Here is an 18,845-nt window from a genome sequence, read left to right as displayed (position 1 = left end):
TTTCTACATCTCCGACTTGCCGCCCCGCTAACCGAACAGCCGATAATTTTCGGATAACCGTCGAAATCTAGCCTTTGATGTCAATTCTTTCTTCTTGTTTTGCCTCGAACCAAAAATTCGTTTCGACTCACAAATCAATTTCAATCACAATGAAAAGAATCACTTTAGTAGCCTCAGCCTTGTTGGTATCGTTTGCCACTTTTGCCCAAAACACTTGGAAAGTTGACAAAGCTCACGCAAAGTTAGGGTTTACAGTAACCCACCTTTTAATGTCGGAAGTGGACGGAAACTTCAAAACATTTGATGCCACAATCACTTCATCTAAAGAAGATTTTAGCGATGCGTCTTTCGAATTGACGGCCGATTTAGCCACTGCCAATACCGACAACGAAGGCCGCGATGCGCACTTAAAAAGAGCGGATATGTTTGATGTTGCTAACCACCCAACATTGACTTTCAAAAGCACGTCTATCTCAAAAGTAGCTGACAAAAAATACAAATTGAACGGAAATCTTACTATCAAAGGCGTAACAAAACCTGTCTCGCTTGACCTTACATTGACAGGAGTTGGCAAAGATGGCCGTACTCAAAAACCCAAAGTAGGTTTTAAAGCAGTAGGTACTATCAAGCGCACCGATTTTGGCGTAGGCGGTATGCCATCGGCAGTTGTTAGTGAAGAAGTTGAACTAAGAGCCCTGGGCGAATTTAACCAACAATAACCCATTTTCACTTACCAAAGTCTTGACTCAAAGCGTCGGATGGCCTAGCTGTCCGACGCTTTTTTGCGTTTTATTCCCTAACAGTCGGGTTGAGAGCAACCCTCATACCTGTTCGCTACCCCATCGGGTTGTGAGCAACCCTCAACACAAGTTTTTACAAAAACTCCCCAAGCCCTCCTTTGTTCTGGACTCGAATGCCTTTTTCAGTCATTTCTACAGTACAGCAATCGTGCAGTGGATCGTGGTCAAAAAATAAAATATACTTTTTATCCAAGGCTTCTTTCAGCAAGGTTTCTTTTTCTTGCATCGTTTCGAGCGGGCGCACATCGTAGCCCATCACGTACGGCAGCGGAATGTGCGCGTGCGACGGAATCGTATCGGCCATAAACACCACCGTTTGGTCTCTGTACTCAATTTTCAACATCGTCATTTTTTCGGTATGCCCATCTACATAGACAGGCTGCACGTTGGGGCCAAACGGATTTTCAATTTTATCCGAAAAAAACAATTGTCCCGCTTCCTGAATTGGCAAAATGTTTTCCTTAAAAAACGTCGCTTTCTCGCGGGCGTTTGGCTGAGTCGCCGTTTGCCAATGATCCGAATGCGTCCAATACTTGGCCTTGGGAAAAGTAAGTTCATAACCTGTTCGGTCGCGATTCCATTTCACACCCCCACCACAGTGGTCGAAGTGCAAATGCGAGAAAATCACGTCCGTCACCTCGTGTGCGCCAAAACCCGCTTTTTCGATAGATTTCACCAGTTCTCCTTCCCCGTGGCGATAATAAAAGGCTTGCCATTTGGGATCTTGTTTATCGCCCATTCCCGTATCTATGAGCATGAGTCGGTTGCCATCTTCGACCAGTAAGCAGCGCATGTCCCAACTGCAAAGGTTATTTTCGTCGGCAGGAACCAACCGATTCCAAATGGTTTTGGGCACTACGCCAAACATAGCCCCGCCGTCGAGTTTAAAATGTCCTGCGTCAATCACGTGTAAATTCATGGGTGTAAAATAAGGATAAGAGTGATGGATGAGTTTGTGAAGGTGTAATTAGCCCAAAACAACTAAATTCTCCCAAAACTCGTTATATTTACCGTATAAAAATTACTTCCTGATGACAGCGGTACTTGTAAATGACTTTGCGACTGGACAAACTGAGGCTTTTACCTTGGAGTTAGAAGACGACATGGACGATGTGGCGTTCTATCGGTTTTGCCGCCGCAACGACCACCTTCGCTTTGAACGCAATCCAGACGGAACCATCTTAATTATGCCAAACACTGGGGGAAAAACGGGAATTAGAAACACAAAGATTGTTTCTCGCCTAGACATGTGGTCTGAATCCCACGATGGAAAAGTATTTGATTCGTCAACGGCCTTTAAACTCCCCAACTTCGCCACTCGGTCGCCTGATGCCGCTTGGGTAAGCGATGAGCGTTGGAATCAATTGAATGATGAGGAACAAGAACGTTTTCCTCCGATTGCTCCCGATTTCGTTGTTGAACTCATGTCGGCCAGTGACCAACTCAAAAAGGCGCAAGAAAAAATGCTCGAATACATCGAAAATGGCGTTCGACTAGGTTGGTTGATTCAACCCAGCTCCGAAACCGTTTTTATTTATCGGGCTGATGGTACCATTAGCAAAGTAACTACTTTTGACCAAAGCCTGTCAGGCGAAGAGGTACTTCCCGATTTTGAATTTCCGCTACGTCTTTTGCGTTAAGAGTTGATTACATTGCCCATTTGCATTTTGCCTAGCCTACTTCAATTAACTGAATGAATACAGATTTAAAGAAAATACTCATCGTCGAAGACGACTCTCGCATTGCCCAAAACATCAGCAAAGGGCTACGCGAAAAGGGTTTTGATACCGAAGTCGCCTACGACGGGCTGATTGGTAGCAAAATCGCGTCGGCTAATCATTTTGATTTAATTATCCTCGACATCAACCTCCCGTCGATGAACGGCTACGAAGTTTGTAAACACATCCGTCAACGCAACCCTAACGTCCCTGTACTGATGCTGACGGCGCTGGGTGAAGCCGATGACAAAATCGAGGGATTCAACGTCGGGGCGGATGACTACATTGTCAAACCATTCGACTTTCGGGAATTACTGGCGCGGGTCAACGTATTTCTCAAACGCTCGCATTCGGATACCGAACCCGCAGGCGGCAACACCCTCCGCGTTGCCGACCTCGAAATCAATGTCGATACCAAAGCCGTTACTCGCTCAGGCCAGACCGTTGACCTCACCCCCAAAGAACTGGCTCTGCTCGAATACTTGGTGCGCAACAAAGGCCGTATTGTGTCAAAAGCCGATATCGCCGAAAAGGTATGGGACATGAATTTCGACAGCGGTACCAACGTCGTTGAGGTATATATTAATTTTCTCCGCAAGAAAATTGACCGTGATTTTGAAACCAAACTTATTCATACCAAGTCAGGAATGGGCTATGTCTTGAAAGAAGATGCCTAGTTTTCAAGGACTAATCCCTCACTTTGGGTGATAAATTTGTACAGAATCTGCCCTAAATTGCTGCACTTTTTCAACTAACCACTTTATTTGTTCCATGAAAACAAACTGTTTACTCGCGGGTCTGCTCGTCAGTAGTATGGCCGTTGCGCAAACTAATCCGCCAACCATGAGTGATAACCCACTTTTGCAGCCGTTTCCGACGCTGCACCAGACACCACCTTACGACAAAATCAAAGTTGACCACTTTTTGCCCGCCATCAAAGAAGCCATGGTAGAAGGCCGCAAGGAAATCGATGTCATCGTCAACAATCCTGCCAAGCCTACTTTCGACAACACCATCGTGGCGCTTGAGCGCGCAGGGGACCTATTGAGCCGCGTTACGCCCATTATGTTCCATTTGAATGGCGCCGAAACTACGCCCGACCTTCAAAAAGCCATTCGCGAAGCCAGCCCCCTTCTCACTGAATACGGCAACGATATTTCGCTCAATGAGAAGCTTTTTGCTCGGGTAAAAGCCGTTTGGGACCAACGCGACAAACTCAAGCTTGGTACTGAGGAAGCCATGCTGCTCGAAAAAAGCTACAAGTCGTTCTCGCGTAACGGAGCCAACCTAAACGCCGCTGACAAAGAAAAGCTTCGTGGTATGAACAAAGAACTTTCGCAACTTTCGATTGAGTTTAGTGAGCATAACTTGACCGAAACCAACGAATACGCGCTCCAAATTACCGACGAAAAAGAATTGGCTGGCCTCTCCGCGTTTGTAAAAGACGGCGCCAAAGCCACCGCTAAACGCCTCAACAAAGAAGGTTGGGTCTTTACACTTCAAGCGCCTAGCTACGGGCCGTTTATGCAATATGCCGACAACCGCGAGCTTCGTAAAAAACTTTGGTTGGCTTACAACAAACGCGGCTTCAACGGCGACAAAAACGACAACCAAGCCATTATTCAAAAAGTAGTAAAACTCCGCCACGAAAAAGCGAAGTTGCTAGGGTACAAAACTTGGGCAAATTACATTTTGGAAGAGCGCATGGCCGAAACGCCCGAAAAAGTATTGGCCTTTGAAACCGAAATCCTCAGCTACGCCAAACCTGCCGCCCAGCGTGAGCTAAAAGAATTGACCGACTACGCCAAGAAAAACGGCTTCTCGGAAGATGTGTTGCAGCGTTGGGATGCGAGTTATTATGCCGAAAAACTCAAAAAAGAAAAATACAGCATCAACGACGAGTTGTTGAAGCCTTACTTCAAACTCGAAAACGTACTTGATGGCTTATTTACACTGACCAACAAACTGTACGGACTTACTTTCAAGGAAAACAAAAACATTCCAGTATGGCATCCCGAAGTAAAAGCCTACGAAATTTTTGACGAAAAAGGCCAACTACTTTCGGTATGGTACGGCGACTACTTCCCACGCGCAGGAAAACGCGCAGGTGCTTGGAACAACACCACGCTTTCGCAGCATTTTGAAGGCACCAAAGATGTTCGTCCGCACGTGGTAAACGTTTGTAATTTTACGCGCCCAACTGATTCTCAACCGTCGTTGTTGACTTTCCGCGAGGTTCAAACGCTTTTCCATGAGTTTGGTCACGCGCTTCACAGCATGATGTCGCACGTGAAATACGAAACCGTAAGCGGTACCAGCGTATCGTGGGATTTTGTGGAGCTTCCAAGCCAGTTTATGGAAAACTTCTGCACTGAACCTGAAGTGTTGAAACTTTTTGCCAAACACTACCAAACGGGCGAAGTGATTCCAAACGAGTTGATTGAGAAAATCAAAGCTTCGTCTAACTTCCTTTCGGGCCTAGGCATGGCGCGCCAAATCAACCTTGGTTTGACCGATATGGCGTGGCACAACGGCGAACCTACGGGCGCGTCAGTAGCTGAAGTAGAGAAAAAAGTAGCCGAGCAAACCGACCTTTACCCGATTGTTCCTGGTACAGCGGTGAGTCCATCGTTCTCGCACATTTTTGCGGGGGGCTACTCAGCGGGTTATTACTCGTACATGTGGTCGTCGGTATTGGATGCTGATGCGTTTGAAGCTTTCAAAGAAAAAGGCGTTTTCAACCAAGAGGTAGCGAAGTCATTCCGTGACAATATACTTTCAAAAGGAGGCACCGAAAAGCCAATGGTATTGTACAAGCGTTTCAGAGGGCGTGAGCCTAAACCCAACGCGATGCTGAAGCGAGATGGATTAGCTTTATAAAACAAAAGAGCCGCTCTGATCGAGAGCGGCTCTTTTGCTAGTTAAGCGACAAACGTCGCCTCCTAAAATACTGATTAAGGATGAAGGTGTACTTGTCACTAAAACGTTCATAGCACCAAGCACGTAATTGCTTAACATCTTCCGGCAAAAGCACCTTTAATGCCTTACGTAACTCTTTTTCAAACAGTTTCTTGTCAAAACTCACTTTCACAAGCACGGTTTTGATGAACTCTAACATAGTTGCCATAATCATAACAGGATTTTAACGAACGCTAAGAGAATGATGGAATAAGTACTTTCACAAAATTAACGTCAAAGGTTAGGGGTTTTATACGCCCAGTATGTTAATTTTGCATTAAAGATAACGATGAAACAGGGGAATTTATATATACTTTTTTTAATTTTTTTTTGCACTATATCTTCATCGTGGGCGCAAAATGGCGAAAACCCCTTTTCCGTTGAATTTAGCGGGACTGAGATAGGTATTAACGAACCTTTTGTCATCTCAGTAAAAATCACGGATATTGACCCAATCCCGCTTATTTTGTTTCCTGATAATATCAAAAACTTTCAAAAGCGAGAAAGTTCACGGTCGAGCTTCACGAGTAAAGTCGGAGGGAAAACCGTTGTCACCTACACCATTTCCCAAAACTACTACCCCATCAAAACGGGAACATTCTTCACGGGGCCACTCGAAATTTTGGTCAACAAACAAGTATTACGTTCGGAAGGGACATCGGTGGTAGTAGGAAAAACCGCCAATTTGGAAGAATCAGCCGACGAAATAGAGGCCATAGATTCCGAACTTGCCCAAGAAGCGACGACGGGCGCGTTCTTGTCGGTACGGGTAGATAAACGCAAAGTATATGTCGAAGAAGGGTTCAACCTGCGGCTTTCGCTGCTTGTTTCGGAAAGTAACGCTACTGAAATGGATTTTTTTGAGGTAGAAAAACAACTCGAAAAAATTCTTAAAGCCCTCAAACCCGCCAACTGTTGGGAAGAAAATTTTGGCATCCAAGAGATTCCCGCCATTCCAATCCTGATTGGCGGCAAAGCCTTTACCGAATACCGCATTTATCAAGCATCGTTTTTCCCCCTTAATAACCAAGCCATTCGGATTCCAGCCGTGACGCTGACAATGCGCGTAATGGCTAAAAATCCGTCGGAAGAAAAAACGTCTTCCTTTCTGAGTTTCTCGTCTCGCCCCGTGTCAATCCAAGTTCAAACCCTGCCTACTCACCCCCTTCGCAATCAGGTGTTGGTAGGAAATTTTCGCCTTGAAGAAAAAATAAGCACGACTCAACTCGAAACGGGCAAAAGCTACCGCTACGATTTTAAAATCATTGGCGACGGTAATATCAAGTCGATTCAAGAGCCTACGTTTACCAACAAAGCCCTGTTTGATGTTTATCCGCCCGATGTAGAGGATAATATTTTGCGAAAAAAGGGGCAAATTGCGGGCGAAAAAACATTTCGTTACCAAATCATCCCCAAACAAAACGGCCAGTTTGACCTGAGCAACAGCGTTTTTTGGGTATTTTTTAATCCTCAAAAGCAAAAATACGACACGTTGCATTCGACCTTAAAGCTGGTCATTACGGGAAAAAATATTCAAAATACCCAACTAGCAGGTGAAACAGTGGAGTCGATTTATAACGGCATTGAACACTGGGACACCACCAAGTTTGTGTTTGACTACCAAAAAATCATTCGCAACGTTGCCAACGTTTTGGTCGTCCTCATGTTAATAAGTATGTTTCTTATCTTTCGGAAATAATGAGTAGTACCTACGGAAAACTTTTCAAAATAGCCACTTTTGGCGAATCACACGGCGCCGCCATCGGCGTAGTTGTTGAAGGCTGCCCAGCGGGTGTTCCTTTCGACTTGGCTTTTATTCAGCAAGAACTCGACCGCCGCAAACCAGGCCAGTCGCGCATCACTACCCAGCGCCGCGAAGCCGATACCGTACAGGTATTGTCGGGCGTTTTTGAAGACAAAACAACAGGCACGCCGATTGCCATGATGATTTGGAACGAAGACCAACGTAGCAAGGACTACTCGCACATTGCACAGCAGTTTCGTCCTTCTCACGCCGATTTTACCTACCAAACCAAATATGGCGTTCGCGATTATCGCGGTGGTGGGCGCAGTTCGGCCCGCGAAACCGCTGCCCGTGTAGCCGCAGGTGCTTTGGCCAAATTGGTACTGAAAGACCTCGGCGTGGACGTACAAGCGTACGTGTCGCAAGTAGGGAAACTCAAACTCGACAAAGAATACCACGAACTCGACCTATCGCTTACCGATACCAACGCTGTTCGCTGCCCCGACCCCGAAATGGCGCAAACAATGTTTGATTACATCGACGACATTCGCAAACAAGGTGATTCGATTGGTGGCGTAGTAAGTTGCGTAGTAACAGGCACGCCCGTGGGTTGGGGAGAACCTGTTTTTGATAAACTTCATGCAGAATTGGGCAAAGCGATGTTGAGCATCAACGCCGTCAAAGGCTTTGAGTACGGCAGTGGTTTTGAAGGAGTTGAGCTTCAAGGCTCGGCCCACAACGATGCTTTTTATACTGACGAAACGGGCCGTGTTCGTACCCGTACCAATCATTCAGGGGGAATCCAAGGCGGTATTTCAAACGGCGAAGACATTTTCTTCCGCGTGGCGTTTAAGCCCGTGGCTACCATTATGCAAGACCAAGAAAGTGTGGACCAAAACGGCGAATCCATCACGGTTCAGGGCAAAGGTCGGCACGATCCGTGCGTTTTACCGCGCGCCGTACCGATTGTCGAAGCTATGGCCGCACTGGTGCTGGTGGACTTCTATCTGCGCGATAAAAGCGTTAGGCATAATTTTTGATAGTATGCTACTTTATCGTAAATTTGTTGTTTATTAAACGTACATTTTGCTATGAAATTTACCGTATCGTCGTCAGTATTGCTAAAGCAACTTGCCGCAATCAACGGCGTCGTTTCAACCAACCCTATCGTACCGATTCTTGAGAATTTTTTATTCCAACTCGACGGTGGTTCGCTTACCGTTACGGCCTCTGATTTACAGACCGTAATGATTACCGAAATCCAAGTAGAGTCATCGGACAAAGGAGCGATTGCCATACCTGCTAAATTACTTTTAGATACTTTACGCGGTCTTCCAGAACAGCCCATCGCCATCAAAGTAGATAGTGATACGTTTGGGATTGAAATCGTGTCTGAAAACGGTCGCTATAAACTCTCAGGCGAAAATCCGATTGATTTCCCTAAGATTCCATCGGTCAACCGCGCATTTTCGGTAGAGCTGTCTTCCACATCTCTCATGAGTGCCATTGTAAATACCATTTTTGCTACTAGCACCGACGAGCTTCGTCCTGCGATGACGGGGGTATTTTTGCAACTAGGCGCCAACCACGCAACGTTTGTCGCAACCGACGGCCACCGTTTGATTCGCTACCGCCGCTTCGATGTCAAATCGGCCGTGGATACAACCATGATTATTCCGCGCAAAGCGCTCAACTTGCTCAAGTCGTCGTTGCCTGACAACGTTCCTGTCAAAGCAGAGTTTAGCCAATCGAACGCGTTTTTTAGCTTTGCCAATATCAAAATGATTTGTCGGTTGATTGACGAGCGTTTCCCTGATTACGAAAACGCTATCCCAACCAATAACCCGAACGTGCTGACCATCAGTCGTGGCGAAATCTTAAACTCGCTCCGTCGTATTTCGATTTATTCAAACCGCACGACGCACCAAATCCGCCTTAAATTGACTCCTCCTAACGAATTGGTCATTTCGGCCGAAGACTTGGACTACTCAAACGAAGCCAACGAACGTTTGCTTTGTGAGTACAATGGCGACGAAATGGAAATTGGATTCAACGCGAAGTTTTTGATTGAGATGCTCAACAACGTTAACTCAAACTCCTTGTCGTTTGAATTATCAGCGCCTAACCGTGCAGGTATCGTTGTTCCACTCGAAAAAGAAGACGACGAAGAGATTTTGATGCTTGTGATGCCAGTGATGCTCAATACCTACGCTTAGGGCATGAAATCATCAAAAGAATTACTAATGCCGAGTCTCTCGGCATTTTTTTTGACCGTACTGCCTTTTATTACCAGTTCGGCGGTAGGTTGGTGGCTCGTTCAGAACGAGGGTTACATTCGGAGTTTTAGCGCGACCGAGTGGTTTATTGCGTCGTTGGTATGCGCGTTAGCTTGTGCCTTGGCCCTCACGCCTCCTACCCTTCTGGCCTTTGTTTTTGGGTATTTTCTAGGTTGGATTGCGTTGTTACCATTGATCTTGCTAAACCTCGCCGCTATCGCGCTGGTGTACGCCTTCGTACAACGCCTCAACCGCGACAGTTTGTTGCGTTATCTGTCTCAGTTTCCCAAGGTAGCTCGTTTTCTCCAACGCATCCACGGGGATGAAATTCGGTTTGTCTTTTTCACGAAACTATCCCCAGTTCTGCCTTTTGCCCTGACTAACCTCATGTTTGCCTTAATGGGGCTACGCTTTCGGAACATCATTTGGGGAGGATTTTTAGGCATGATTCCCCGCACGGCGCTTGCGGTGTGGGTTGGCATGGAAGCCCAACAAATCAAACAGCTTCTCCAAAATCCCAACCAAGGGCTTGAAAGTAGGGTTATCATCATTGGCTTGGTCATTCTTTCCGTCGTTGGATTGCTTCGAGTCGTTGCTCCTAAAAATCAATAAGATACTACTAGCAACCCATTGAGCGTTAAAGAGCAAACCTCTTTGCCAATGAAAACAATGATTATTTGTACCCTTTTTCTAATCAATAGCTATCTCTTTGCCCAAAGTAAAAAAGGAATTTTACTGGGCTATCACGAAAGTATTCATGCCTCTAAAAACGGGATTTCATTCCGTCTTAGCCCCCAAGTGGGATATTTTTTACGTCAAAAATGGCTGATAGGCGCTTCTCTTCCACCTTCCTACAAAAGTCAAACACTTCTCAATACGTTTCTATCTCCCGATGAATTTGTTCAAAACAAAGGAATCGTTTCCCCCTTTGTTAGGCGCTATCTATTTGACGATGCCAAATGGCAATTTTTCTTGCAAGGCGCATTCGATATGTATCGGTTCACGTCAACAGCAGTTGCTTTAAAAGATAAAAGTGGCCAGTGGAATCTAGGAAGCTCATTTACCCTTGGGCTCACGCATTTTGTAGGCTCATCGGTTTCCCTTGATTTTTGTTATGTTCGTCCCCTTCTCAAAGGCCGAATTGAAACCCTTCCTATCAACCAGACTCCTTATCTTAAATTGGGGATTAATTATCACTGGAAGGTAAAAAATAACTTCAAAAAGGTCAACTAGACGAGACTTCCCAAGTGTTGACAACTTGGAAAGTCTAACTTTTCCACCATTCCGCTACTTTATCCACAAGTCGGTGGTGGCCTGTGGATAATATGACCACGGGGACAGAAGGGAGGCGTTTGGTGAGTGGCAAAATGTATTTTTGTGGCAAAAGTGCATCGTATTTTCCCAAGAAAATCCGTACTTCTACTTCATATTTTTTCACCAATTCAGCAATCAGCGCACAATTGGGACGAATGGTACTAAAACCAATCCACGAACGATATACTCGCTCACGTTGGGCGGGAGTTGCGAGTGTCGATTCAGCAAACTTAACCGCACTTTTGTTTACTAAGCCCACTTTTATCAAGGCATCTGCCAACTTTTTGAAGGAAGAGAGGTTATGAACAAAAAAAGAGAACAGCTTTTTTGTCAACCAAAAACGCGTGGCCAAACGGTACCACGGGCTTTCGGTGATGCCGTCGGGAGCTAGTAACCAACAAGATTCTATCTGAGGAGCTAATAATTGAAGTGTCGCCAAAGCAAACTTTCCACCCATGCTAAAGCCCATCACCGAAAATCGCTCAATACCTTGTTCCGACAATACGTCCTCGATGTACGCTTTCCACGCTTCCATCGACAGTTTTTCGTCCGTCAGTGCGGGGCTTTGACCGTGAAAAGGTAAGTCAAATAGGTAAAAAGTGTATTGTTCTTTTAAGACTTCGACCAAGGGCAAAAAGCAGCGGTGGTCTTGGCCAATGCCGTGGAAAGCCAGCATGAGTTTGGGGCCGTGTCCGTAGACAAACCTTATAGGTTTTTGAAACCTATAAGGTTTAGAATGATTAGTATCCGATGCTTGTATCATCGCCACGCGGGTCAGAACCACCTTCCAATGTCCCGTCGGGACGGATTAAAATACAGTCCATCCGACCAATTGTATTTCGTTGCATTTCAAGTATATATCCTTTCCCTTGCAAACGTTTGACGACCGACTCCGTAAACGCGCCATTCTCAAAGGTGGTTTTATCGGGCAGCCATTGGTGGTGAAACTTGTAGGCGTTGACGGCCTGTTGCATCGTCATACCGTGTTCAATGACATTCAAAATCGTCTGAAACACCGAGGTAATAATCGTTGAACCACCTGGGGTTCCTACCACCATGTAAAGCTTTTTATTTTTCTCCAAAATCGTCGGCGTCATTGATGAAAGCATTCGTTTGCTGGGCGCAATGGCATTGGCTTCGTTGCCAATCAGACCAAACATATTTGGAACACCAGGTTTGATGCTAAAGTCATCCATTTCGTTGTTCATCAAAAAGCCGCCTCCTTTCACTATAACCCGACTTCCATAACCTCCGTTGAGGGTTGTCGTGATGGAGACCGCATTTCCTTCCTTGTCCACAATCGAAAAGTGCGTTGTTTCTAAGCTTTCATAACCTGGAATAAGCCCACCGTCAATTTCTTTGCTGTTGGTGGCTTTATTAAACGTAAAATCCTTCCAGCGATTTTTCAGGTATTCGTCCGAGGTAAGTTCTTTGATAGGAACTTTCACAAAATCAGGGTCGCCCAAAAACTTGGCTCGGTCGGCATAGACGCGACGTTCGGCTTCAATCATTACCTGAATCGTAGAATCAGAATGCCAGCCCCAACGCTTGAGTGGATAGGGCTGCACAAACTTCATCAATTGCAACAACGCCACTCCCCCACTCGATACGGGTGGCATCGTAATCAACTTATACTCTTTGAATTTCCCCACCAAAGGTTCACGCCACGTAGCGTGGTATTGAAGAAGGTCTTCGGACGAAATAATACCTTTGCCTCGCTCCATTTCGGCCACGAGTAAAGCCGCCGTTTCGCCTTCGTAAAATCCTGCACGCCCTTTTTGTTGAATACGGCGCAGGGTTTGTCCAAGGTCTTTTTGCACTAACAAATCTCCTTCTACCCAATCTTTACCATCGGGACGACGGAAATAAGTCGTGTCGGTATTTAGTTTTTTAAGGTCATTTTTGATGCGGTTAAGTCCCGTAGCCTCTTTTACGGTCAGCACAACACCCTTTTCGGCCAAATCAATGGCAGGTTGGAGCAACGTAGCCCACGCAAGTTTCCCAAACTTTTTGTGGACTTCCACCATTCCATCTACCGACCCAGGTACGCCACTTGCCAAGTGTCCCGACAAACTTAGTCCTTGGATAACATTCCCTTCGGCATCGAGGTACATGTCTTTATGGCCTTTGAGCGGGGCTTTTTCCCGAAAATCGAGGGTATAGTTTTTGCCTTTTTTGGTACGATACACAAAAAAGCCACCACCGCCGATGTTTCCAGCCGAAGGATGAACCACTGCCAAGGCAAACTGAACCGCAACGGCTGCATCGGCAGCATTTCCTCCCATTTTCAAAATTTCAACCCCTACCCTAGAGGCTTCTGGATGCGCCGATGCCACCATGCCATTGGAGGCAATAACTCCTTGACGATCAGAATAAAAAGGCTTTTGAGTTGGGTCTTCGGTCAGGAACTGGTAAAACCCTTTACTTTCTTTCACATCTTGTGCCAAAGAAAGTGAACTAAAAAATGTAGCTAACAAAAAGTAAGAAAGTTTGTTCATAGAAGTGTTAAGGTGAATATTTCGGGTTTCAAGTTACAAAAAGTATTTTATTACTGATAGTAGGCTTTCCCGTTCCGAAAAATATCCCCTCAATAGCTTTTAGTAAATTTACCCTTCTAGCAGTGAATTTTAATCTGTCTTAATCTATATCTATTTTGTTTCAAAACGAAAAGTTTTACAATTTGCAAGTTTAAAACCCTACTCAAAGAACATAAGCATGTCTAATTTTAACGATGATGAAAACTTCAGTTTTGAAGAGAATTTCGATCCTGAAGAAGCTAAACACAACTATGAACAAGAAAGAAGTCGCGTAGAAAGCCTTCCCATTATGAAACAAGCCCGTGAAATCTACAAAATTGTAGATTCGCTTATGTCTCTTATTGAAGACGACGGCTGTTTTATGGATCACTACCGCGAGACTATTTTTCAGGATGCAGCCCTCATTCGCGCAAAAATTGCAGCAGCGGAAGGGGCTGATTTGTATAGCCTACGCATGGAAAATGCCGTTCTTGTAAAGATTCACGCACGGAGCTTAGAAGCTCACACCTATGGCCTTGAAATGATGGATTTCAAGGAAGTACATTACCTTGAAGTATTGCGCGAAGCCATCGAAGATTTTCGATTGCTTTTTATTCAATGGGTTGCCTCGTTTGACAAGGCCAACGACATTCAAGACAACTGGGGCCAACTGTTTTGCTAAAAACAAACAGCCCGATACAAGCACAATGTGTTATCAAAAATTAGCGGCTAAATCTCAAATAAAAAACCTTTAGCGGCTAATTCTTGATAACGCTTTTCATCAAAACGAAAATAATAGGCTCCTCTCCGCGACGTCCCCTTTTGCTTCTCTTTTAGTTTCTGTAACAGGTTCATATTCAGAATTTTCTTACTAAAGTTTCGTTTATCTAACGCGCGCCCCAAAATCGACTCGTAGAGATTTCGCAGCTCAAGCATGGTAAATTTATCGGGCAAAAGCTCAAAGCCAATCGGCTGGTAACGCACCTTGCGGCGGAGCTGTTCGAGGGCTTTTTGAAACATCTGGAGGTGGTCATAGACCAAGTCAAGTTGCGATATTTGGGAAATAGGATGCCAAGTAGCGCCATACTCGTGAGACAACTTCGACAAGGTCGGTTCTACTTCGATGAGGGCATAGTAGCAGGTCGTTATTACGCGCTCGGTAGGCACACGGTACACCGCCCCAAACGTATATACCTGCTCCATATATACATTATCAAGCCCCGTAAGACGCTCTACGGTATTGCGCGCGGCGTCATCAATGTTTTCTTCAGGATGCACAAACCCACCCAATAACGCCCAATAGCCCTTAAAAGGGTCATAAAGAAAGCGGTGCAACAGCACGTGCAGCTCAGTGCCGTAAAACCCAAAAATAACGCAATCGACCGAATTGAGTAAACCAACCTCCCCTTGGTGGTAATGAGGACTAGCAGAGGCATCACGGAATTGTGCAATAGCCGAAGAGGCAGAACGAGCGGGGAACGAATCGAGCATGGAACCGAGTACAAATAGGTTGATGACCTAAAAAGCTACAATGAATTTAAAAATACCGTATTTTTCATAGTAATCACTGCGCCTAACGGCTGCTATTTATTGGCTTTCGGTACAGGAAAAGCCACATCTGCTAGAAATTCGTATATTTGATGCCACTAAACAATATTCTCCTATTCCATTCCGTTTTTGACACAGCAAAAAACCAACAGTAATGATCCTACTTCAAGCGCAAACCGCCGTTGACTCCGTAGCTACCGCAGCCTCCGCACAAGGAATTTCTCTATTTGATTTAGTAATGAAAGGTGGTTGGGTAATGATTCCCCTCCTCATCATGTTTTTCCTGACGTTGTTTTTGATCATTGAACGCTGGCTCGCCATCAACGCCAACGGCAAGCTCGACGAAAGCTTTATTGATAATTTAAAGGATTTTATTCAACAGGGAAACATCAAATCGGCCGAATCGCTTTGTCGTAATCAACGTTCGGCAGCGGGTCGTATCTTTGAAAGAGCCATTGGCCGCATCGGTTATACGATCAAAGACATCGAAAGCACCATCGAAAACGCCAGCCAAATCGAATTGTCTCGCCTTGAAGGAAACCTTTCGTATTTGGGGGTTGTGGCAGGTATTGCTCCCATGTTAGGCTTCGTCGGAACGATTTCGGGGATCATCAATATTTTCTACAGCATTTCTCAATCAAACGACTTCAATATCAGCACCGTAGCAAGCGGTATGTACGAAAAAATGGTAACGTCGGGAGCAGGTTTGATTGTGGGTTTGATTGCCTACATGGGCTACCACTTGTTGAGCATGAAAATCGACCGTATTGCCCTTAAATTGCAATCAGGCGCGTTCGATTTCTTGGATGTGTTGCAAAAGCCAATCACTCGCTAATTTTGTCAAACGCATTGTTATCATGAAAATACGCCGTAAAAGTAAATTTGCCCCCGAGGTATTTACCCATTCTTTGAACGACATCATGTTTTTCTTGATGTTGTTCTTCCTCATTATTTCGACCATGGTCAACCCCAACGTCATTAAGCTCATGTTGCCCAAGGCGTCGGCGGCCCAACAAATGCAGAAAAAACAAACCACCGTGGCGGTCGATTCTGAGAAAAACTATTTTATCGACCGTGAGCCCGTTGCTAAAGACCAACTAGAGACACAACTCGCCGCTATTTTTAACGGTGTAGAAGATAAAACGGTGATTCTACAAGTAGATCAAACGGTCTCGGTACAAGACCTCGTAGATGTATTGGCTATAGGTGCCAAGCTCGACATCAAAATGGTGATGGCGGTTAAAAAATAAGTACAGGATTATTAAATTTTACGGCCACTGCTTCGGAATATCTAGCGTTCGCGCGTAGTTTCTGGGGCAGTGGCTGTGTATATAATCAAGTAGCTGCTGCACATCTCTTTCAAAGTCCACGTAATAATCCGTGTCAAATTTCGCCAGTTTTTTCATCAAACCGTCGGCTTTCTTCGCAATGTACTCCGCACACGAATCGCTTTTACTGTTGTGAACGCGTAACATCTCGGACTGATACTCAAAGAACGTGAGCAACAAATAAATCGTCAGTTCAATTTCCCCGTATTTGTCTTTCGTAATCTTAATATGCTGACTTATATCCCCGCTAAAAGTCCGCATGTCCATCATCATCCAGCCTGGACTATCGTGGGTCATTTTGGCTACTTTTAGAATCCGTCGTTTGATGTCATCCCGACGCTCCTGAACGGTATCTCCTTGTTCTATCAATTCAAACTCCAAACGTTTGACCAGCATATCGTCTTTTGCCACTAAGCGCAACAAGAGTTTGTCTTTTTCTTTTTGGGGCATGGCTACAATAGCCCTCTTCAATTCGTCTTCCAGCGCCATCTGCTAACTCTCTTGAACTGTTATTATTCGTTTTATAGAATGAAAATTTCCCGAAAGTTTCCAACTTTCGGGAAGTTCATTTCTGAAGCTATATTCCTTTGTAATCTTTCTTCTTCTGACGTTTTTCTAATTCTTTGACAATATCGCCGTAGATACGCTCCATAAAGGCTGGATTGGTAGAATAGAATTTATAACTGCGGTTATACGCCACGGAATCTGTTCCGTATTTCTTAAAAATTTTGCCTTTCAAATACTCAGTAATTACCGTCGAGGAATCGAGCGAAGGCATATTAAGCCGCCCAATTCTTGCTTCCAACAAGTGAATATCGGTCAAGATTTGTGACATTTTCTCTTCCGAAAGCGTCCCTTCGGGAACTTGAGGTTCGTCTTTGCACCCAGAAAGCAAAGCTCCAAGCAGCAAAAAAGAAAATAAAAGGCGAGGTATCATGGCCGATTTTTGTATTTTTGAACAGTTACAGCGACAAAATTACGAATGATTGAGCAATTTATAACGAAGATTCGCCAGTACGAAATTCGGATTCGCAAAGCGGTCAATGCCGATATGCGAGGCAGTTTCCGTTCGGTTTTTAAGGGGTCTGGTCTGGAATTTACTGACCTTCGCGAATACCAATACGGTGACGACGTTCGGACGATTGACTGGAACGTGTCGGCCAAAGGCCACGGAACGTTTGTAAAAATCTTTCGCGAAGAGAAAGAACAAACAGTGTTTTTCCTGCTCGACGTCAGTGGCTCTCAGCAAGTAGGCGACGCCTCCCAGTCAAAACTCAATACGGCCAAAGAGATTTGCGGTGTATTGGCCTTATCGGCGATTCAGGAAGCCAGTCATGTGGGATTGTTGTGTTTTTCTGATCAAAAAGAAAAATATATTCGACCCTCCAACGGCATGAAACATGGTTATCAGTTCATCACAGAACTTTACAAACTGAAGCCCCAATCGACCAAAACTAACCTTGCCGACGGCATTTTATTTACGCTCAACGTGCTCAAACGCCGAAGTGTTGTCATCTTTATCTCCGACTTTATTGACACCAACTACGAACACAACTTGCGTGCCCTTGCTCGTAAACACGATTTGGTGATGATTCACCTCCGCGACCAACGCGAAACTAATTTGCCCCCTTTGGGTATTATCCCGATGCGTGACCCCGAAACCAATAAAACCACTTGGGTAAACACCTCTTCGCCTTGGTTTCGGAAACGGATACGCCATGAATTTTCGCAATTGGGGCAAAAAATGGAACAGTTTTCTCGGCAAAACGACATTAATTACGTCGGTATCGACTCCAAAGCAGACTACGTTGGGCCGCTGGTAAAGCTCTTTAAAGTTCGACGACAACGATAATCTAAACTTGGAAAGTCTCTCCTAATCGCAAAACAAGACTTTCCAAGTTTCTAATTCAACGATAATCCAAACTTGGAAAGTCTATCCTAATCACAAAACAAGACTTTCCAAGTTTCTAATTCAACGATAATCTAAACTTGGAAAGTCTCTCTAAACACCACATTAGTTGAAAAAGCTCTTTTTATTTTGTTGGCTAATTGCCTCCCAGCTCAACGCCCAAACGCTTGATTCTCGCCTTTTGGAACAAGTTTACGGTTCGCCACAACCTACCGACGTTCGGTTTGAAAAATTTATTTCTTCTACCACTACGCCCATCGGGCTCGGCCTTCCTGTGGTTTATTTAGCCTCTGGTTTTGCCACCAAAAACAAAACCTTACAACAACACGGCTGGCACGCGTTGGGGAGTTTTGTCGTAGCCAGTTCTATTACCCAAATCACCAAACGAATTGTATTACGAGAACGGCCATTCGCTGCTGAACCTCAACGATTTACCGCACGTATTCCAGAAGAAGACATCAACTATTCTTTCCCCTCAGGGCACGCTACAACGGCCTTCAATGCTGCTACTACCCTGACTTTGCATTACCCAAAATGGTACGTAGCGGTTCCTGCCTATGCTTGGGCCAGTGCAGTGGGGTATTCACGTATGAGATTGGGGCTTCACTATCCAAGCGATGTGTTGGCGGGAGCAGTAACGGGCGCTGCAAGTGCATGGCTGACGTACAAAATCCAACAAAAATGGCTACGTCGGAAAGCAAAATAACGTTTAGATTTGCATTTTTCTAAGTTAT

The 18,845-nt window shown here is 45.0% G+C and carries 21 protein-coding genes; 14 read left to right on the top strand and 7 right to left on the bottom strand.

All coding sequences use genetic code 11. The features are described 5' to 3' along the window. Positions 1-149 precede the first annotated feature (149 nt). Entirely contained in the window at positions 150-719 is a 570-nt protein-coding gene (locus K339_RS0118510) for a YceI family protein (protein WP_028524935.1), read from the top strand. A 154-nt stretch (positions 720-873) separates the two neighbouring features. Here K339_RS0118510 and K339_RS0118505 read toward each other — a convergent pair whose 3' ends face one another. Further along, positions 874-1,719, bottom strand: coding sequence for an MBL fold metallo-hydrolase (locus K339_RS0118505; protein WP_037301074.1), 846 nt, complete (start codon positions 1,717-1,719; stop codon positions 874-876). Between the two features lie 112 nt (positions 1,720-1,831). Here K339_RS0118505 and K339_RS0118500 point away from each other — a divergent pair, with 112 nt between their 5' ends. From K339_RS0118500 to K339_RS0118490, 3 genes are all read left to right on the top strand, one after another. Further along, a complete protein-coding gene (locus K339_RS0118500) occupies positions 1,832-2,440 on the top strand; it encodes a Uma2 family endonuclease (protein ID WP_028524933.1) in 609 nt (202 codons plus the stop codon). 53 nt (positions 2,441-2,493) lie between these two features. Next, complete coding sequence (locus tag K339_RS0118495; protein WP_028524932.1) at positions 2,494-3,195, top strand: response regulator transcription factor; 702 nt, start codon at positions 2,494-2,496, stop codon at positions 3,193-3,195. Between the two features lie 94 nt (positions 3,196-3,289). Further along, a complete protein-coding gene (locus K339_RS0118490; protein ID WP_028524931.1) occupies positions 3,290-5,398 on the top strand; it encodes a M3 family metallopeptidase in 2,109 nt (702 codons plus the stop codon). A 37-nt stretch (positions 5,399-5,435) separates the two neighbouring features. On the opposite strand, the gene K339_RS0118485 is transcribed toward K339_RS0118490, so the two are convergent. Further along, positions 5,436-5,645 carry a hypothetical protein gene (locus K339_RS0118485; protein ID WP_028524930.1) on the bottom strand — a complete coding sequence of 70 codons (210 nt, stop codon included), beginning with the start codon at positions 5,643-5,645 and terminating at the stop codon, positions 5,436-5,438. A gap of 297 nt (positions 5,646-5,942) precedes the next feature. Between K339_RS0118485 and K339_RS0118480 the strand changes: the two genes are divergently transcribed. Genes K339_RS0118480 through K339_RS0118460 form a run of 5 tightly spaced genes read left to right on the top strand, consistent with a single transcriptional unit; the run spans position 5,943 to position 10,729 of the window. Continuing rightward, positions 5,943-7,175: a BatD family protein gene (locus K339_RS0118480; protein ID WP_510186792.1), complete on the top strand. Its 1,233-nt coding sequence runs from the start codon at positions 5,943-5,945 to the stop codon at positions 7,173-7,175. Then, complete coding sequence (gene aroC, locus K339_RS0118475; protein WP_028524928.1) at positions 7,175-8,260, top strand: chorismate synthase; 1,086 nt, start codon at positions 7,175-7,177, stop codon at positions 8,258-8,260. Before K339_RS0118480 ends, aroC begins: the two co-directional genes overlap by 1 nt. A 51-nt stretch (positions 8,261-8,311) precedes the next feature. After that, positions 8,312-9,436, top strand: coding sequence for a DNA polymerase III subunit beta (dnaN, locus tag K339_RS0118470; protein ID WP_028524927.1), 1,125 nt, complete (start codon positions 8,312-8,314; stop codon positions 9,434-9,436). Between the two features lie 3 nt (positions 9,437-9,439). Then, a complete protein-coding gene (locus tag K339_RS0118465) occupies positions 9,440-10,108 on the top strand; it encodes a TVP38/TMEM64 family protein (RefSeq protein WP_028524926.1) in 669 nt (222 codons plus the stop codon). A 48-nt stretch (positions 10,109-10,156) separates the two neighbouring features. Continuing rightward, positions 10,157-10,729, top strand: coding sequence for a hypothetical protein (locus tag K339_RS0118460; protein ID WP_028524925.1), 573 nt, complete (start codon positions 10,157-10,159; stop codon positions 10,727-10,729). Positions 10,730-10,763: 34 nt separating this feature from the next. Here the strand turns inward: K339_RS0118460 and K339_RS0118455 are convergent, their stop codons facing one another. Further along, positions 10,764-11,486 carry an alpha/beta fold hydrolase gene (locus tag K339_RS0118455; RefSeq protein WP_051398101.1) on the bottom strand — a complete coding sequence of 241 codons (723 nt, stop codon included), beginning with the start codon at positions 11,484-11,486 and terminating at the stop codon, positions 10,764-10,766. Between the two features lie 64 nt (positions 11,487-11,550). Further along, positions 11,551-13,308, bottom strand: coding sequence for a gamma-glutamyltransferase (ggt, locus tag K339_RS0118450; protein WP_028524923.1), 1,758 nt, complete (start codon positions 13,306-13,308; stop codon positions 11,551-11,553). Between the two features lie 217 nt (positions 13,309-13,525). On the opposite strand from ggt, the gene K339_RS0118445 reads away from it, so the two are divergent. Beyond that, positions 13,526-14,008 (top strand): hypothetical protein, encoded by a 483-nt coding sequence (locus K339_RS0118445; RefSeq protein WP_051398100.1) that lies wholly within the window; start codon positions 13,526-13,528, stop codon positions 14,006-14,008. Positions 14,009-14,055: 47 nt separating this feature from the next. Here the strand turns inward: K339_RS0118445 and K339_RS0118440 are convergent, their stop codons facing one another. Continuing rightward, positions 14,056-14,817: an NUDIX hydrolase gene (locus tag K339_RS0118440; protein WP_051398099.1), complete on the bottom strand. Its 762-nt coding sequence runs from the start codon at positions 14,815-14,817 to the stop codon at positions 14,056-14,058. A gap of 211 nt (positions 14,818-15,028) precedes the next feature. Here K339_RS0118440 and K339_RS0118435 point away from each other — a divergent pair, with 211 nt between their 5' ends. Both K339_RS0118435 and K339_RS0118430 read left to right on the top strand, forming a co-directional pair. Next, the gene (locus K339_RS0118435) at positions 15,029-15,709 is read left to right on the top strand and encodes a MotA/TolQ/ExbB proton channel family protein (RefSeq protein ID WP_028524920.1); all 681 of its coding nucleotides are present in this window, start codon (positions 15,029-15,031) and stop codon (positions 15,707-15,709) included. 22 nt (positions 15,710-15,731) lie between these two features. After that, on the top strand, positions 15,732-16,124 hold the full coding sequence (locus K339_RS0118430; RefSeq protein ID WP_028524919.1) for an ExbD/TolR family protein: 393 nt from the start codon (positions 15,732-15,734) through the stop codon (positions 16,122-16,124). Between the two features lie 18 nt (positions 16,125-16,142). Here the strand turns inward: K339_RS0118430 and K339_RS0118425 are convergent, their stop codons facing one another. Continuing rightward, complete coding sequence (locus K339_RS0118425) at positions 16,143-16,691, bottom strand: hypothetical protein (RefSeq protein WP_028524918.1); 549 nt, start codon at positions 16,689-16,691, stop codon at positions 16,143-16,145. Between the two features lie 88 nt (positions 16,692-16,779). Next, entirely contained in the window at positions 16,780-17,139 is a 360-nt protein-coding gene (locus tag K339_RS34105; RefSeq protein WP_037301070.1) for a DUF4296 domain-containing protein, read from the bottom strand. A gap of 45 nt (positions 17,140-17,184) precedes the next feature. On the opposite strand from K339_RS34105, the gene K339_RS0118415 reads away from it, so the two are divergent. Next, entirely contained in the window at positions 17,185-18,054 is an 870-nt protein-coding gene (locus K339_RS0118415; RefSeq protein ID WP_211243816.1) for a DUF58 domain-containing protein, read from the top strand. 166 nt (positions 18,055-18,220) lie between these two features. After that, on the top strand, positions 18,221-18,817 hold the full coding sequence (locus K339_RS34100; protein ID WP_037301067.1) for a phosphatase PAP2 family protein: 597 nt from the start codon (positions 18,221-18,223) through the stop codon (positions 18,815-18,817). The last annotated feature ends 28 nt before the right edge of the window (positions 18,818-18,845 follow it).

It is taken from the genome of Runella limosa DSM 17973, from assembly GCF_000482465.1.
Lineage (GTDB): Bacteria > Bacteroidota > Bacteroidia > Cytophagales > Spirosomataceae > Runella > Runella limosa.
The sequence above is the reverse complement of the archived record's forward strand: the minus strand, read 5'-3'. Positions and strand labels throughout refer to the sequence as shown.

Bases quoted from the DNA above. Each gene is read 5' to 3' on its own strand.
- K339_RS0118510 (WP_028524935.1), top strand. From the start codon at position 150: ATGAAAAGAATCACTTTAGTAGCCTCAGCCTTGTTGGTATCGTTTGCC.
- K339_RS0118505 (WP_037301074.1), bottom strand. From the start codon at position 1,719: ATGAATTTACACGTGATTGACGCAGGACATTTTAAACTCGACGGCGGG.
- K339_RS0118500 (WP_028524933.1), top strand. From the start codon at position 1,832: ATGACAGCGGTACTTGTAAATGACTTTGCGACTGGACAAACTGAGGCT.
- K339_RS0118495 (WP_028524932.1), top strand. From the start codon at position 2,494: ATGAATACAGATTTAAAGAAAATACTCATCGTCGAAGACGACTCTCGC.
- K339_RS0118490 (WP_028524931.1), top strand. From the start codon at position 3,290: ATGAAAACAAACTGTTTACTCGCGGGTCTGCTCGTCAGTAGTATGGCC.
- K339_RS0118485 (WP_028524930.1), bottom strand. From the start codon at position 5,645: ATGGCAACTATGTTAGAGTTCATCAAAACCGTGCTTGTGAAAGTGAGT.
- aroC (WP_028524928.1), top strand. From the start codon at position 7,175: ATGAGTAGTACCTACGGAAAACTTTTCAAAATAGCCACTTTTGGCGAA.
- dnaN (WP_028524927.1), top strand. From the start codon at position 8,312: ATGAAATTTACCGTATCGTCGTCAGTATTGCTAAAGCAACTTGCCGCA.
- K339_RS0118465 (WP_028524926.1), top strand. From the start codon at position 9,440: ATGAAATCATCAAAAGAATTACTAATGCCGAGTCTCTCGGCATTTTTT.
- K339_RS0118460 (WP_028524925.1), top strand. From the start codon at position 10,157: ATGAAAACAATGATTATTTGTACCCTTTTTCTAATCAATAGCTATCTC.
- K339_RS0118455 (WP_051398101.1), bottom strand. From the start codon at position 11,486: ATGCTGGCTTTCCACGGCATTGGCCAAGACCACCGCTGCTTTTTGCCC.
- ggt (WP_028524923.1), bottom strand. From the start codon at position 13,308: ATGAACAAACTTTCTTACTTTTTGTTAGCTACATTTTTTAGTTCACTT.
- K339_RS0118445 (WP_051398100.1), top strand. From the start codon at position 13,526: ATGTCTAATTTTAACGATGATGAAAACTTCAGTTTTGAAGAGAATTTC.
- K339_RS0118440 (WP_051398099.1), bottom strand. From the start codon at position 14,817: ATGCTCGATTCGTTCCCCGCTCGTTCTGCCTCTTCGGCTATTGCACAA.
- K339_RS0118435 (WP_028524920.1), top strand. From the start codon at position 15,029: ATGATCCTACTTCAAGCGCAAACCGCCGTTGACTCCGTAGCTACCGCA.
- K339_RS0118430 (WP_028524919.1), top strand. From the start codon at position 15,732: ATGAAAATACGCCGTAAAAGTAAATTTGCCCCCGAGGTATTTACCCAT.
- K339_RS0118425 (WP_028524918.1), bottom strand. From the start codon at position 16,691: ATGGCGCTGGAAGACGAATTGAAGAGGGCTATTGTAGCCATGCCCCAA.
- K339_RS34105 (WP_037301070.1), bottom strand. From the start codon at position 17,139: ATGATACCTCGCCTTTTATTTTCTTTTTTGCTGCTTGGAGCTTTGCTT.
- K339_RS0118415 (WP_211243816.1), top strand. From the start codon at position 17,185: ATGATTGAGCAATTTATAACGAAGATTCGCCAGTACGAAATTCGGATT.